This is a genomic window from Pseudomonadota bacterium (assembly GCA_013285465.1).
In the GTDB taxonomy this organism is placed as follows: Bacteria; Pseudomonadota; Alphaproteobacteria; order Micavibrionales; family CSBR16-224; genus CSBR16-224.
This window is the reverse complement of record CP053449.1, coordinates 2,615,144-2,630,550: the sequence shown is the minus strand read 5'-3', so window position 1 is coordinate 2,630,550 and position 15,407 is coordinate 2,615,144. Positions and strand designations below refer to the sequence as shown.

14 protein-coding genes are annotated in these 15,407 nt (G+C 52.9%); 8 read left to right on the top strand and 6 right to left on the bottom strand.

The features are described from left to right. Window positions 1-23: 23 nt before the first annotated feature. Complete coding sequence (gene dnaK / locus HND56_12645; protein QKK06476.1) at window positions 24-1,973, bottom strand: molecular chaperone DnaK; 1,950 nt, start codon at window positions 1,971-1,973, stop codon at window positions 24-26. Between the two features lie 377 nt (window positions 1,974-2,350). Between dnaK and murA the strand changes: the two genes are divergently transcribed. From murA to HND56_12620, 5 genes are read left to right on the top strand one after another with little or no spacing between them, the layout of a single operon-like run. After that, the gene (gene murA, locus HND56_12640; GenBank protein QKK06475.1) at window positions 2,351-3,616 is read left to right on the top strand and encodes a UDP-N-acetylglucosamine 1-carboxyvinyltransferase; all 1,266 of its coding nucleotides are present in this window, start codon (window positions 2,351-2,353) and stop codon (window positions 3,614-3,616) included. 19 nt (window positions 3,617-3,635) lie between these two features. After that, window positions 3,636-4,103 (top strand): UPF0262 family protein, encoded by a 468-nt coding sequence (locus HND56_12635; GenBank protein QKK06474.1) that lies wholly within the window; start codon window positions 3,636-3,638, stop codon window positions 4,101-4,103. Between the two features lie 20 nt (window positions 4,104-4,123). After that, window positions 4,124-4,348 carry a translation initiation factor IF-1 gene (gene infA, locus HND56_12630; protein ID QKK06473.1) on the top strand — a complete coding sequence of 75 codons (225 nt, stop codon included), beginning with the start codon at window positions 4,124-4,126 and terminating at the stop codon, window positions 4,346-4,348. Window positions 4,349-4,362: 14 nt separating this feature from the next. After that, the gene (gene maf / locus HND56_12625; protein ID QKK06472.1) at window positions 4,363-4,941 is read left to right on the top strand and encodes a septum formation protein Maf; all 579 of its coding nucleotides are present in this window, start codon (window positions 4,363-4,365) and stop codon (window positions 4,939-4,941) included. Between the two features lie 3 nt (window positions 4,942-4,944). After that, the gene (locus tag HND56_12620; GenBank protein QKK06471.1) at window positions 4,945-6,180 is read left to right on the top strand and encodes a hypothetical protein; all 1,236 of its coding nucleotides are present in this window, start codon (window positions 4,945-4,947) and stop codon (window positions 6,178-6,180) included. Window positions 6,181-6,201: 21 nt separating this feature from the next. Here HND56_12620 and HND56_12615 read toward each other — a convergent pair whose 3' ends face one another. Next, window positions 6,202-6,684, bottom strand: a complete 483-nt coding sequence (locus HND56_12615) for a hypothetical protein (GenBank protein QKK06470.1) — start codon at window positions 6,682-6,684, stop codon at window positions 6,202-6,204. A gap of 7 nt (window positions 6,685-6,691) precedes the next feature. Further along, a complete protein-coding gene (locus tag HND56_12610; protein ID QKK06469.1) occupies window positions 6,692-8,299 on the bottom strand; it encodes a hypothetical protein in 1,608 nt (535 codons plus the stop codon). A 141-nt stretch (window positions 8,300-8,440) separates the two neighbouring features. Between HND56_12610 and HND56_12605 the strand changes: the two genes are divergently transcribed. The 3 genes from HND56_12605 to HND56_12595 all read left to right on the top strand — a co-directional run bounded on the left by HND56_12605 (window position 8,441) and on the right by HND56_12595 (window position 12,383). Further along, window positions 8,441-9,826 carry a 3-deoxy-7-phosphoheptulonate synthase class II gene (locus HND56_12605; GenBank protein ID QKK06468.1) on the top strand — a complete coding sequence of 462 codons (1,386 nt, stop codon included), beginning with the start codon at window positions 8,441-8,443 and terminating at the stop codon, window positions 9,824-9,826. Further along, complete coding sequence (locus HND56_12600) at window positions 9,805-11,496, top strand: NAD+ synthase (GenBank protein QKK06467.1); 1,692 nt, start codon at window positions 9,805-9,807, stop codon at window positions 11,494-11,496. The genes HND56_12605 and HND56_12600 overlap by 22 nt, the downstream gene beginning before the upstream one ends. Before the next feature lie 95 nt (window positions 11,497-11,591). Further along, a complete protein-coding gene (locus tag HND56_12595; protein ID QKK06466.1) occupies window positions 11,592-12,383 on the top strand; it encodes a hypothetical protein in 792 nt (263 codons plus the stop codon). Window positions 12,384-12,443: 60 nt separating this feature from the next. On the opposite strand, the gene HND56_12590 is transcribed toward HND56_12595, so the two are convergent. The 3 genes from HND56_12590 to HND56_12580 all read right to left on the bottom strand — a co-directional run bounded on the left by HND56_12590 (window position 12,444) and on the right by HND56_12580 (window position 15,378). Then, entirely contained in the window at window positions 12,444-13,196 is a 753-nt protein-coding gene (locus tag HND56_12590; protein QKK06465.1) for an SDR family oxidoreductase, read from the bottom strand. Between the two features lie 138 nt (window positions 13,197-13,334). Continuing rightward, window positions 13,335-14,774: a DEAD/DEAH box helicase gene (locus HND56_12585; protein ID QKK06464.1), complete on the bottom strand. Its 1,440-nt coding sequence runs from the start codon at window positions 14,772-14,774 to the stop codon at window positions 13,335-13,337. A gap of 31 nt (window positions 14,775-14,805) precedes the next feature. After that, a complete protein-coding gene (locus HND56_12580) occupies window positions 14,806-15,378 on the bottom strand; it encodes a hypothetical protein (protein QKK06463.1) in 573 nt (190 codons plus the stop codon). Window positions 15,379-15,407 lie beyond the last annotated feature (29 nt).

Here is a 15,407-nt window from a genome sequence, read left to right as displayed (position 1 = left end):
GGACGGGATGACAGATTCATGTTTTATGCGGATTTACTTTTTTTGCCTTTTTTGCCTTTACCGTTGTCTTCGGCTTCTTCTTCCTCAACCTCGGTAAATTCGGCATCGACAACATTTTCATCAGCAGACTCTTCCGCTGCGGCTGCGGCATCCGCACCACCTTCGGCTTCCTGCGCTTTGTAAAGCTGCTCGCCGATTTTCATCGCCAGCTGTTCCAGAACTTCAAGCTTTTCCGTGATGGCATCGGTATCTTCGCCTTCCAGAACCTCTTTCAGATCTGCAATCGCCGTTTCCGCTGCGGTTTTGTCATTCGTGTCCAGCTTGTCCCCCAGCTCGGAGATTGTTTTCTCCGTCGAGTGGATCAGGCTTTCCGCACGGTTTCGGCTTTCGGCAACGCTGCGGCGTTTTTTATCGGTTTCAGCATTTGCCTCCGCCTCTTCAACCATTTTCTCGATATCGGCATCCGACAAACCGCCGGAGGCCTGAATACGGATTTGCTGTTCCTTGCCGGTCGCCTTATCTTTTGCTGAAACCTGCACGATACCGTTTGCATCAATGTCAAATGTGACTTCGATCTGCGGAATACCGCGCGGTGCCGCCGGAATACCGACAAGGTCAAACTGGCCGAGGATTTTGTTATCCGCCGCCATTTCACGCTCGCCCTGGAAGACACGGATGGTCACCGCGCTCTGTCCGTCTTCGGCGGTCGAGAAGACCTGTGATTTTTTGGTCGGGATCGTCGTATTGCGGTCGATCAGGCGGGTGAAAACACCACCCAGCGTTTCGATGCCCAGCGACAACGGCGTCACATCCAGCAGCAGCACGTCTTTAACATCGCCGGAAAGGACACCGCCCTGAATAGCCGCACCATCGGCGACAACTTCATCAGGGTTCACGCCTTTATGCGGCTCCTGACCGAAGAAATCTTTGACGATTTCCTGAATTTTCGGCATCCGCGTCATACCGCCGACCAGAATAACGGCGCTGATTTCCGAGGCTTTTACGCCCGCATCTTTCAAAGCCGCCTTACACGGTTTCAAAGTACGCTGAACGAAATCATCCACCAGCGCTTCCAGTTTCGCGCGGGTCAGCTTGACCGTCAAATGTTTCGGGCCGGAGGAATCCGCCGTGATAAAGGGCAAATTGACTTCCGTCTGCGTTGTCGAGGACAGCTCGATCTTGGCTTTCTCCGCCGCCTCTTTCAGGCGTTGCAGTGCCAGCTTGTCTTCGCGCAGATCGATACCGTTTTCCTTTTTGAACTCATCGGCAAGATAGTCGATGATACGCAGGTCAAAATCTTCACCGCCAAGGAAGGTATCACCATTCGTGGCTTTTACTTCAAAGACGCCGTCACCGACTTCGAGGACGGAGACATCAAACGTACCGCCACCAAGGTCATAAACGACAATTGTACCGTTTTCTTTTTTATCAAGCCCGTAAGCCAGCGCTGCCGCTGTCGGCTCGTTGATAATGCGCAGCACTTCCAGACCGGCGATTTTACCGGCATCTTTCGTTGCCTGACGCTGACTATCGTTAAAATAGGCCGGAACGGTAATAACGGCTTTCTCGACTTTTTCGCCGAGGAAAGCTTCCGCCGTTTCCTTCATTTTTTGCAGAATAAAGGCGCTGATCTGGCTGGGGGCGTATTTTTCGCCTTCCGCCTCAACCCAGGCATCGCCGTTTTCGCCTTTAATGATTTTATACGGCGCTTTTTTCGCCATATCCTGCACTTCGGCCTCGTCAAAGCGGCGGCCGATCAGGCGTTTAATCGCATGCAGCGTGTTTTCGGGGTTGGTCACAGCCTGACGTTTTGCGGGCTGTCCGACAAGGCGCTCGCCGCCTTCGGCAAAAGCAACCATTGACGGCGTTGTCCGCGCGCCTTCTGCATTCTCAATAACTTTGGGTTTATCGCCGTCCATAATGGCGACGCAGGAATTGGTCGTACCGAGATCGATACCAATGACTTTGCTCATGATATTACTCCTTTTGGCAAATATTTCGGGATAACCCTGACTATTCAGCAATTATCCGCTATTCCCTATTTTGCGCTGCGCCTTAGAGAACCGCCGCGCAAAACACCTTTTCTTCACCGGAACTATACGCATTTCGCAATGAACATGCAAGCACCGATACCCTATTATAGCATAAAATTGCCGCAATGCAATATTTTCTATGGAAAATATGGGCGTTTATTTGTATCCCTGCACAAAATTTGCACAAAATAACCTTATCCGTGCCATAATTCCGCCGGTGTTTTGTGGCATTCTGTCAGACAGGGATTGTTTGCCTTTCCGGCGCTTTTGCGCTATAGGCTTTAGCTGCTACTCTTTACGACAGAAAAGGACGATAGATGGACAAGCTGGAAATCGAAGGCGGCTATCCGCTGAATGGCGAGATTACGATCAGCGGCGCAAAAAACGCCGCCCTGCCTTTAATGTGCGCCGCCCTGCTCAGCGCCGATACGCTGGTGCTGGAAAATGTGCCGGAACTGCACGACATTCTGTCGCTGATTGATTTGCTGGAAAATATGGGCGCAAAAACCACCCGCACAGGCACACAGCTGGCCATTGATGCCGCCCCTGTTAACAGCACCACCGCCCCTTATGATCTTGTCCGCAAAATGCGCGCCAGCGTTCTGGTGCTGGGGCCGCTTCTGGCGCGTTTCGGCACGGCAAAGGTTTCCCTGCCCGGCGGCTGCGCCATCGGCACACGCCCTGTTGATCTGCATATCGAAGGTCTGCGTAAAATGGGCGCGGAAATCGAGCTGAAAGACGGTTATATCCATGCCCGCACACCGCAAGGCGGCTTAAAAGGCGCGGAAATTACCTTCCGTACCAAATCCGTCGGCGCAACGGAAAATCTGCTGATGGCGGCAACGCTGGCCAAAGGCCGCACCGTGCTGCACAATGCCGCGCTGGAACCTGAAATTACCGATCTTGCCGATTGCCTGATCGCCATGGGTGCAAAAATCACCGGACTGGGAACGGAAACACTTGAAATCGAAGGCGTCGAAGCGCTTTCCGGCGCAAGTCACAGCGTCATTCCCGACCGGATCGAAACAGGCACTTACGCCATTGCCGCCGCAATGACAGGCGGCGAAGTCACACTGAAACATGCGCGGCTTGACCATCTGGAAGCTCTGGTTCCGATGCTGGAAACGGCGGGCGTATCCTTAAAAGATGACGGCAAAGGCAATGTCACCGTCACCCGCAAGGGCAATACGCTCAATGCCGTTGATATTACAACCGCGCCTTATCCCGGTTTTCCGACCGATTTACAAGCGCAGGCGATGGCGATGCTGACCATTGCCGAAGGTGCGGGAACAGTCAAGGAAACCATTTTTGAAAACCGCTTTATGCATGTGCCGGAACTGGCGCGTATGGGGGCGGATATTGCCGTTCACGGTTCCTCCGCCGTCGTGCGCGGCGTGCCGCGTCTGAAAGGAGCGGAAGTCATGGCAACCGATCTCCGCGCCTCGGTTTCGCTGATTCTGGCGGCGCTGGCCGCTGACGGTACGACCGTCGTCAACCGCATCTATCATCTTGACCGCGGCTATGAGAAACTGGAACAGAAACTCGGCGCCTGCGGTGCAAAGCTTCAGCGCGTCGCCGCCTGATAAAAAGAAAAGAGACGCCATGACGATTGCGCAGATCGCTCTTGATGACAGCCTCAATATCCGGCTTTCCCCGGAAATTGAACGCGAGCGCCGCACCGCCATCGAAGATCTTCTGCACGGCAATGATTTCCATTGCGAAACGGCCACCGCCCCCTATAACGTTACATTATCTCTGGCCGGACGCGCCGTAAAATTCACGCTGAAAGGCACGGAAGATGACGCAGAGACGGATTTTTCCGTTGCGCTGCCGCCCTTCCGCCGGCTGATTAAAGACTATTTCATCGTCTGTGAAAGCTATTACAAAGCCGCGCGCCGTTCCAGCCACGCCCATATAGAAGCCATTGATATGGGACGCAGGGCTTTACACGACGAAGCGGCTGCGCTATTAAAGACAAAGCTTGCAGGATATGGTGTAAAAACGGATTTGCCAACGGCACGGCGTTTGTTTACACTGATCTGTGTTTTGCATATCCGCATTATCTATTAACAACAAGAATTTAGGTAAACATGTCCGAAAAAGAAGACTTGATGGAATTTGAAGGTGTTGTCACGGAACTTCTGCCCAATGCGATGTTCCGGGTCAAGCTGGAAGACAACACGCATGAAATCCTTGCCCATACATCAGGCAAGATGCGCAAAAACCGCATCCGCGTGCTGGTCGGCGACCGCGTCACCGTTGAAATGACCCCTTACGACCTGACCAAAGGCCGCATTACTTTCCGTCACAAATAAGCGGGTCACACGGCATGGCGCAACTGATTCTGGCCTCCGCTTCTCCAAGACGTTTACAACTTCTGGAACAGGTCTCTCTCCGGCCCGGCAGCGTTATACCTGCCGATATTGACGAAACCCCTTTAAAAAACGAACTGCCTGCCGCTTACGCAAAACGTATTGCGCTGGGTAAAGCGGAAAAAATCGCCGCGACGGAAAAGACCGCTTACGTCCTCGCCGCCGATACGGTTGTCGCCTGCGGGCGGCGCATTTTGCCGAAGGCCGAAGATGAAGCCACCGCCGCCAAATGCCTTGACCTGCTGTCCGGGAAACGTCACCGCGTCTTGGGCGGTATTGCTGTTATCGCTCCGGATGGAAAAACCAGTGTCAAACTTGTCACCACTATCGTAAAATTCAAGAACCTGTCCGCCGCGGAAAAACAAGCCTATCTTGCCACCGGTGACTGGGAGGGCAAGGCCGGCGGTTATGCCATTCAGGGACCCGCCGCCGCTTTTATTCCGTTTATCAGCGGTTCCTACACAAATGTCGTCGGGCTGTCACTGCCCGAAACCTGTCAAATGCTTCATGGATTAGGCTATCACGCCGGGGAGTAAAAAATGTTCGATCTTTACATGGAAACCGTCGACAACCAGACACATGTCGCCGTTATCGGGCAGAAAAGCCACCGGCTGGAGGATCTGTTCCTCGATTACCCGCGCGGCTATGCTTTTAATACGCCGAAATGGGCGGGTATTTATTACGGACGCGTCACACAGGTGGATACAAGGCTGAACGTCGCCTTTGTCGATCTCGGCAACGGTAAACAGGGCATGCTGCCCGCCAAACATGTTTATAAACCCGATGGCGGCGCGAATGATATCTCCTTTCTGGTCGGTACGGGGGAATGGCTGTTCGTACAGGTAAAAGCCGAAGGCCATGATACCGAAGATGAAAGCTTCAAAAAACTCGCCCGCCTGACGACAAAAATTCACATCCCCGGGCGCACGCTGCTTTACAGCCCGAATGTCGTCGGCGTTTTCTCGTCACATTGGGTCAGCGAGGATCAGGAAGAATTCATCGGCCGGAAACTGACCTCACACCATCCGAAAGGCGGCTGGGTCATCCGCCAGATGGCGCCCGATATCGATAATGATGTCCTGCTCTGCGAGGCCGACAGCCTCGTTGCGGAATGGGATGAGGCGAAGGAAAAGGCGAAACAGGCACATGCCGCCGACACACCCGGCTGCGTCTGGCGGGGGCCGGACGCCATTGAACGCGCTTTTATTGATTATGCCCGCCGCGGCCTCGGCCATATCGAAACCATGACGCAGAAACATCTGGAACAGGCGAAGGCCTGGGCGGTCAAATTCGCTCCTGATCTTGTGCCGAAAATCACCGTTGCGCAATTCTCGCCGCAAGACCGCGTCAAATCACTTTTCGAGGCACATGACATTCACTCCGCCTTGCAGGAATTGCATGAAAAAGTCGTGCCGCTGCCCTCGGGCGGCAATATTGTGATTGAACGAACGGAAGCCTGCGTCGTCATTGATGTCAACGCCGTCTATGCCGATGCTTTCGTCACCAATATGGAAGCCGCCGAAGAAGCCATGCGTCAGATCCGCGTCCGTAATTTCAGCGGTATTATCATCTGCGATATGATCGGCATGGCCTCAAAAACCCAGCGCCATCAGCTGATTGACGCTTTCGAGTTGAACGGACGTTTCGACCCCGCCGATCCGCAAGTACACGGTCTGACGCGCCTGATGTTAATGGAAATCACCCGCCGCCGCCGCTCCGCCTCGCTGCGCGACAAAGTCTCCATTATCAGCAGTGAATTTCCGGGGAACAAATAAACAAAAAATAAATAGACGCTGCTACATCACCGGCTTTAGCTCTTCCACACCGAAACCGGGCGGGCAGACAATATCCAGCGCGTCACCATCCATGCGGGAGAGGGAATGCGGCTTGCCGTCAGGCGTGACGGTTTTCAGATAAACGCGGCCGCTATGACGCACCGGCACGGTTTTGAAACCTCCGCCCGTACGGTTATCAATATCCGGACGCTCCAGCGGTTTCACCCGGCGCGGGTCTTCGGCGGCAGGGTCGCGCAGGCAGGGCTGCCCGTTTGGCGTCAAAGCCTGCCGTCCGCCATCGAAACACTGGCAAACCTCGACCGTGCCGAAGGGAATGCAGTCACATTTTTCGGTGTCTTCATTTTCAAAAGCTTCGGGGTCTTCAAAGAAAATTTTGCACAACACATCACGCGCAACAGCCGGAGCCGTATCTTCCGCAGAAGCTGCCGTTACAAAGGGAAAAACAAAAAGACACGCCGCCAGTATAAAAAGAAAACGCGCCATTTCGCCGTCACATACCGCGTTTCGGGTTACGGTTCTGTTTCTGCGCCGTCTTATTTGCCTCGGACGCGTTGTCGTTTCCCGGGTCGCTCGCCCCGAACGCGGCTGTCTTTAGCCGTGTTTCAAGCCGGTCATAATATGTGCGCAGTTCCGCGATCTGCTCATCGGTTTTTTCCTTCCAGCGCGTATCGGGATTGGTTTTGCGGTCTTCGACAATTTCCTCGATCTGTGCGCGCGCCTTCGGCAGCGTCATCCACGGCACATCTTTATCTTCCGTCGTCAGGCGGTTATACAGCGCCTCCGCATATTTCTGTTGCGCCGTATCATCCATTTTTTCCGGCGCATCCGCAAACATGATACGCTGGGCAAAAGTCTGAAAACGGCGGATTGACGGCTGGTCTTTCAGTGCCTGTTCAAACCGTTTCGGGAAGTCCTTAATCAGTTCCGCGCGTCGGTCCCAGTCACCGGATTTAAAATCTTCCATCCAGTTTTTGACATCCTTGTTATGCGCACGCCCGACAAAGTCGAAAATCTGCTGCTCAGGCTCCGCCCCGTCTTCAAAAACCGGACGGGCTTTTTTCGCCGCTTCGGCAATGCGTTTCTGGAAGTCGGCATTGCTGTGTACCATCTTCGCCCGCATTTTCAGCGTTTCCTCATCCAGATCATCAGGCATGACCGGCCCGGCGAGTTCCTGCGGCATCAAAATCGGCTGCTGGTTTTTGCGCAGCGTATGCAGCGGCTGTTTCCAATGATCTTCATCTTCGGTTTTCAGCAGCGCCACCAACTCATCCACGGTTTTATCCAGATATTCCGCCGGATCATAACGCAGATCGAACACAATATGCTCATTGGCATAGCCCGCATTTTGCGCCACTGCCGTCGCCATCATATGCTCGGCAACGAAATTGCCGCGCTGCGGCGCATTGCTATAGGCAAAGACGCTGTTTTCCTTCATAAAGTTTTCAACATCATCCTTGCTGCGCATTTTCATCATCTGGTCCCAGATTTTCGGCGCTTCTTTCTTTAGTTTACGCGCAACCTCCAGCGTAGCTTCAATATCGGCCATCGCATCATGGGCGGTTTCCTCATTCAGCCCGATACCGTTCTGCCCGCAAACTTTCAGTAGCGAAATCGAAACACTGCCAAAGCTGTTCTTTTCCTTCAGCGTCAGCACATCAGGCGCATAAATATGTACGGCCTTCACAAAACTCAAAACATCGGATTTACTGTTGCGCGGCTCGCCCCAGTTTTTGGCAGAAGAGGTTAGGAACGGCTCTTCCAGATTCTGGTGCAGCGCATTTTGCAAAACAGGCTCGTCAAAGCGCAGGCTGTTATAACCCCAGAAAGTCAGCGGCCAGTCTTTATCATTCAGCCATGATTTCAGCTCGGTGACGAATTCGAACATCGAGGTTTTTTCATCTTCCAGCTCCTCATCGCCAAAGCCTGTCGTCAACAAAGCACCGGGGGAGGGAACAATCCACGGGTTACGGCGGGCACGGATTTCCTTACGCTCGATCTCGTTCAAATCATCATCCGTATAGATCATGCCGATTTGAAAAATTTGACCGAAATTACGGTCGAGATCCGAGGTTTCAAGGTCGTAAAAAATATGGCCCATAGGTACCTCCCGCAGGGAATGGCTGTAAATAAAGTCATTTTAAAAAGTTGTTTAGCATAACATACAATAATGCTTTTGGAAACCTGCAACTTCGTGTTAAATAGAACTCCTGAAAAATGCGAAAAGAGGGAATGAAGTCACGTGAGCGCGAAAAAATGGACGCCGACAAGCTGGAAAAAACATCCGGCGCAGCAACTGCCGGAATATCCGGATAAAAGCCAATTGGAAGAAACCCTGCGTTTCCTGAAAAATATGCCGCCGCTGGTTTTCGCGGGGGAAAGCCGTGATTTAAAGGACAAACTGGCCAAAGTTGCCGAAGGAAAAGCCTTCCTGCTGCAAGGCGGCGACTGCGCCGAAAGCTTTGCCGAATTCCACCCGCAGAATATCCGCGACACCTTCCGCGTCTTGCTGCAAATGAGCGTTATTCTAACCTATGCCGGCGGCTTGCCGGTTGTGAAAATGGGACGTATGGCGGGACAGTTTGCCAAGCCGCGCTCCAGCGATGTCGAGGTCAAAGACGGATTAACCCTGCCTGCCTATCGCGGCGATATCGTCAATGCGCTGGAATTTTCCGCAGACGGACGCAGCCCCGACCCCAACCGTATTTTGCAGGCCTATAATCAGGCAACGGCAACACTGAACCTGCTGCGCAGTTTTGCCCGCGGCGGTTATGCCGATCTGCACCGCGTCAAAAAATGGATTCTGGATTTCGCCGCAGACAGTCCCGAAGGCGAACGCTATATGCGCGTGGCGCGGGAAATCGAACATGCGCTGGCCTTCCTGTCAGCCATCGGCGCGGATACTGCCAGTGCCGCCGCTTTGCGCGAAACCGATTTCTTTGTCTCGCATGAGGCATTGCTGCTGCCCTATGAAGAAGCACTGACCCGCACCGATTCCACAACAGGCGACTGGTATGACGTCTCCGCACATTTCCTGTGGATCGGTGACCGTACCCGCCAGCCGGACGGCGCGCATGTCGAATTTCTGCGCGGCGTGAAAAACCCGATCGGCATCAAATGCGGCCCGTCCCTGAAACCTGACGAGCTGATAAAACTGATTGATACGCTGAACCCGAAGGACGAAGCCGGACGCATTACGCTGATCTCGCGCTTCGGCGCGGGCGAGGTGGAAAAATATCTGCCGAAACTGATCCGCAAGGTCAAACGCGAAGGCCGCACCGTGTCATGGATTTGCGACCCGATGCACGGCAATACCGAGAAATCCTCCAGCGGTTACAAAACCCGCCAATTCGATAATCTGATGACGGAAATCAAACAATTCTTTGATGTCCATAAGGCGGAGAAATCATGGCCCGGCGGCATCCATCTGGAAATGACCGGACAGGATGTCACGGAATGCACAGGCGGTGCCATTGCCATCAGTGACGAGGATTTATCCCAGCGTTATCACACCCATTGCGACCCGCGTCTGAATGCGCGGCAGGCGATTGAAGTGGCCTTTCAGGTCGCGGAGAAACTGCGCGAATTGCGCGGCAATGACGAAGATTGGGGACAGGCCGCGTGTTAAAAATTGCGCTGGCGCAGCTGAACCCCGTTCTTGGCGCTTTAAAAGAAAATGCGGAGAAAATCCTGTCCACCTGCCATGATCTGACGGGTAAGGCCGATCTGGTTGTTTTTAACGAGCTGGTGCTGACAGGCTATCCGCTGGAAGACTTGACGCGCAAGCCGTTTTTCATCAACCGCGTCCATGACTATGTCGATTATATCCTTGAAAACCTGCCCGATCTTCACCCCGCGCTGGCGCTCAGCACGCCGTGGCGTGCCGTGGACGGCAAGCTTTACAATGCCATTCTGTTTATCGAGAACCGTCATATTACCGCCGTCCGCCCGAAACACGAACTGCCCAATTACGGCGTTTTTGACGAGGTGCGGATTTTCGATGCCGGACCACTGCCCGAGCCGGTGAATTTCAAATCCTACCGCCTCGGCCTGATGACCTGTGAGGATATGTGGAAACCTGCCGTCACCGAACATTTGCGCAAAACAGGCGCGGAAATCCTGATCGCCGCCAATGGCAGCCCGTTTGAAATCGAAAAATTTCACACCCGTGTCGATCATGCCAGAAACCGCGTCAAAGAAAGCGGATTGCCGCTGATCTATATCAACCAGACCGGCGGACAGGATGAAATCGTCTTTGACGGCGGTTCTTTCATTCTGGATAAACACGGGCAGCAGGTTCTGCTCTGCCCCTCGCATTGCGAACATGTCGCCGTTACCTCATGGGCACCCGACCCCGAAAGCAATGCGCGGCGCATTCTGGCCTGTACCGATGCCCCTGCCTCCGTCCCGCTTTACGATGATATGCAGGGCATTTACCAGACTCTGCAGCTCGGTCTGCGCGATTATGTGGAAAAGAACGGTTTTTCCGGCGTGCTCGTCGGCCTGTCCGGCGGCATTGACAGTGCTTTGACGGCGGCACTGGCTGTCGATGCGCTGGGTGCGGAGAATGTTCTCTGCGTTGCCATGCCATCCCCGCATAGCAGTGATGACAGTCTGAAAGATGCGAAAACCTGCGCCATGCTGATGGGTGCGCGGCTGGAAACCGTGCCGATTGAACCGGCAATGGATGCCCTGACCGGTATGGCCGCACCGCTGGCCGCTATCGAGGGCATCACAGCGGAAAATATTCAGGCACGCAGCCGCGGCATGTTTTTAATGACTCTCTCCAATGCGACGGGACATATGGTGCTGTCCACCGGCAATAAGTCGGAAAGCGCCGTCGGCTATGCCACACTCTATGGCGATATGTGCGGCACCTATGCACCGCTGAAAGATGTTTATAAAACGCTGGTTTATGCGCTAACGCGTTGGCGCAACAGCAACTATCCCGACTTCTCGCGCGGACCGCAGGGACGCGTTATTCCCGAAACCGTCCTGACCAAAGCCCCGACGGCGGAACTGCGCCCGCATCAGCGAGACGAAGACAGCCTGCCGCCTTATGAAGAGCTGGACGATATTCTCTATTGCCTGATTGAAAAGGAACTGGGGCTGGACGAGATTACCGCCCGCGGCCACGCGCCGGAACTGGTCAATAAAATCTGGCACCTTCTGGACGGCGCGGAATTCAAACGCCGCCAAGGTGCGCCCGGCATTAAAATCACACCGAAATCCTTCGGACGCGACCGCCGCTATCCCATCACCAACCGCTTTATCTCGCTTCTCGCTGATGCGGCTTAAACCGTAAAGCTGAAAAACCCGCAAAATTGACAAATTTTTCATATTTTTACTGTAATATATTGTCATGACTTGATTTTTTTGCGGAGAAGAGGGTTTTGAAATACAGAACAAATTTCCCGGAGAATTTAAGGATCGACCTGCATGAAACGCCGCTTGATCTCGGCAATCTTGATAATCTCGTTTTTGGGCGCGATGCCTCCCATTCTTTTCTGGTGTTAAAGGATGCCGATCACGGCACAATCCTTTCGGAAATTCACGGCACATCTTATCATCCGCTGCAAAAAAAGCTGGGGCTCGGCGGTCAATCCGTCTTGAATATCTTCAATTTGCTGGCTGCCGATATGGGTATACACCGTGTTTTCAACAGAGTCGCAAAATTCTGCGGCTATGAGAAAAAAATCAGCAAACTCAAAGTTTACGCAACCGATGGCGCGCGGCGCAGCAAAGTGGGTGACCGCACCGTGCCTGTCAAAATCGGCTCATTCGAGGATATTATGCCGCTCTGGCTATCGGCAATGGAGGTCGGCACCGCCGTTAACCGTAGCGAGAACCGCTATAAAGGTGTGTCGCTGGCGCAAAAGGCGAAAAACTGCCATGCCGTTACCGCCGCATTACTACGCATGATGGCGGTTGACCCCGCCGGTATCAAAATGCATTATGCCGCCCCCGGTTTTTCGCACAGCCTGTCAAAACTGATCCCCGTTATCCGCGAAATTTCCGCCGATCATCATAAAGACAAAAGCACGGCAGAACTGCAAACGGGCTTCTCGACATTTATGCGCGCGCTCAACCATTCCGTTGACCCCGATGCCGCGCCGGTCAAAAAACGCAAACCGTCTTTACGAAAAACTTTCTTTCGGCCTCCAAGCAGCCCGCTTTCCTCATAAAAAAACGCCGCCCGCATGGAAACGGACGGCGCTTTAGCACGAGATATTTTGGAAATTTTATTAAGCAGCCTCAACCATATCCTGGAACTGGCGGCGCATTTTGCGCTCGACTTCTTTCGGATCTTTTTGGTACAGCGCATACATTTCCTGCGCATAAGGATCGGGCAGAATGTCTTCGCGGTCTTCGCGCAAGCCTTTCAGCGTTTCTTTGGCAATATGTTCGGGCGACACTTTCGGCATATCAATGTCGCGCGCCATATCGGTATCGACCGGGCCGGGATAAACACCGAATACTTTTGTGCCTTGCAGGCCAAGCTCCGTCCGCGCCTGCATCAGCAGGAAATGCATTGCCGATTTTGATGCCGTATAGGTGGAAAGACCCGGGAAAGGCAGAAAACCTGCGATTGAGGAGACGCCAAGAAAACCGCCGCCGCCGTTGTTTTTCAGGATTGGCGCAAAAGCGTTCAAAAGCGCGAGCGGGCCGAAATAATTGACCTCCATTTCACGGCGGCCGCGTGACGGCGCTTCTTTATCGGAAAGCGCACCGGATTCCAGCAGACCGGCATTGCTGATCAGCAGTGTCACATCTTTTGCTTTTTCCGCAGCGGCGCGGATATCCGCAGGGCTGGTGACATCAAGTCGCAGCACTTCAAGTTTACCCGGATGTTTGCCAAGAAGCTCTTTCACCGTGTCAGGGTCGCGCACGCCAAGATAAATTTTCTTTGCGCCGTCTTTCAGGAATTCTTCAACATAGGCACGGCCAATACCGCGGTTTGCGCCTGTAATCAGAATGATCTGGTTTTTAATCTCCATGGGAAATGCTCCTTTGGTTTTTGGTTTGCGTAACTGCTTTGTGAAGTGCGCACAGCATAACATCCCAAAAGTTAACGACCCGTAAAGGTCGTTTGTTTTTTTCCTGAAAAAAGAAAAAGTAATCAGATTGGCGCGTGATTAACGAAAGAAATCAGGCACGTCTTCGCCAAAACCTTTGGTCTTGTCACTGCCGCCATCCCGTTGTTTTGCCGCTGCGGGGCGCTGGTTGCGGATGCCGTGTTTTTCGGCTTGTTTTTCCACGGGTTTTTTCTGTGCGGATTTTTCTCTGGAATCCGCCTTAGAATCCGTCTGTGCCGGTTTCTCTTGCGGCGGTTTTTTCCCTGCGGGTTTTGTGTTGCGGCTACGTGACGGCTTTCTTTCATCCTGTTCTTTGGCTTTTGCGGCCACAGGTTTTCCTTCGGAAGATTTTCCGCCGGCAATTTCAAAACGCGGAATGCCGCCCTTGATCAATTTCTCGATATTCTCGACATATTTGACATCTTCCGGCGTGGCAAAGGTAAAGGCCTTGCCCTTCAAACCGGCGCGTCCCGTCCGTCCGATACGGTGAATATAATCCTCGGCATGGTGCGGCACATTGTAATTGAACACATGTGAAATACCGGCAACATCCAATCCGCGTCCGGCAACATCACTGCAGACAAGGATTTTTGTTTCGCCGCTTTTAAAGCTGTCCAGCACGCGGGTACGGCTGTGCTGGTCCATATCACCATGCAGCGCCGCCACATCTTTAAAACCTTCACGCTCCAATGACCGTTTCAGCCCGTCAATATCGCGTTTACGGTTACAAAAGATAAAAGCATTGGTGACATTTTCGTCCGACAGGATTTTCACCAGCGATTTTTTCTTATTACGCTCTGAAACCTCGACAATCACATGGTCAACCGTTTCCGTCGGTTTTGACGACAAGGCAACGGAGACCTCTTTCGGGTTCATCATAAATTTCTTTGACAATTTACGGATCGGGTCCGCCATCGTCGCGGAAAACAGCAGCGTCTGCCGCATCACAGGCAGAAAACCGATGATTTTTTCAATATCGGGAATAAAACCCATATCCAGCATACGGTCGGCTTCGTCAATCACCAGAATTTTAATATCGGCCAGCAGCACATTGCCGCGCTCGAACAAATCCAGAAGCCGCCCCGGCGTTGCAATCAAAACATCCACGCCGCGTTCCAGTTTCTGGATTTGCGGTTCGATGGAAATACCGCCCACCAGCACGGCATGGTTCAAGTTCAGATATTTGCCGTATTGTTCAAAATTTTCGGAAACCTGCATCGCCAGCTCCCGCGTCGGTGCCAGCACAAGTGAGCGCGGCATCCGCGCACGCACACGACCACCGGCCAGAATTTCGATCATCGGCAAGGTAAATGAGGCGGTTTTCCCCGTCCCCGTCTGGGCAATGCCGACAAGGTCGCGCATCATCAGCACAGGCGGAATCGCCGCCTCCTGAATCGGAGTCGGGTGTTCGTAACCCATATCATCAATGGCTTTTAAAATAGCTTCGCTCAAACCAAGGTCGCGAAATGTGATTTTTTTCTCTGCGGTGGCTGTTGTCATGTGAATAATGCGGTTACTTTCTTGTTGAATATTAATTGCTGCATTTAATGACGGCTGTGTTTCCGTCGCTGTAATCCAGTGTTAACTGCGCTTTTGTCACAGGGTTATTCCCCAGCGCGACTTTGCCGCCAAACGGAATTCTCTCGGCAATATTCAGGCTGTTCTTCGTGCCGGGCGGCGGCGGTATCAACAGCAGGCGCAGGTAAACCGTATCGCTTTTTACCTTCTCCATCACCAGATTATACGTATAGCCGTTGCGCGGTACCTCTGTTAACCCTTCGACAATAAACAGATATTCGTTATCAGGGTCATTAAAGTGATATTTATTATCGCGCTGAATGGTCGTACGATAGGAAACAAAAATATCTTTTGACGAACATGTCATCTCGACACGCTGCGCCTTTTCGATCTTGTTCTGCCGCATGACCTGAATATCGGTAATCCCGCCTTCGGGCGGAACGTAACCGGGCGGCAGATGCGACGGGTCGGGATGGTATTTTTTCAGTTTTGTCGGATCGCCAAAGCCCGGCGCGTCACGCTGTGCGATGACCTGGGTTGCCGTAAATGCGATAATACAAAAACTCAGTATAAACAGAAAACGCACTGTCGCTGTCTTCCTTCTCTTCAATAAAT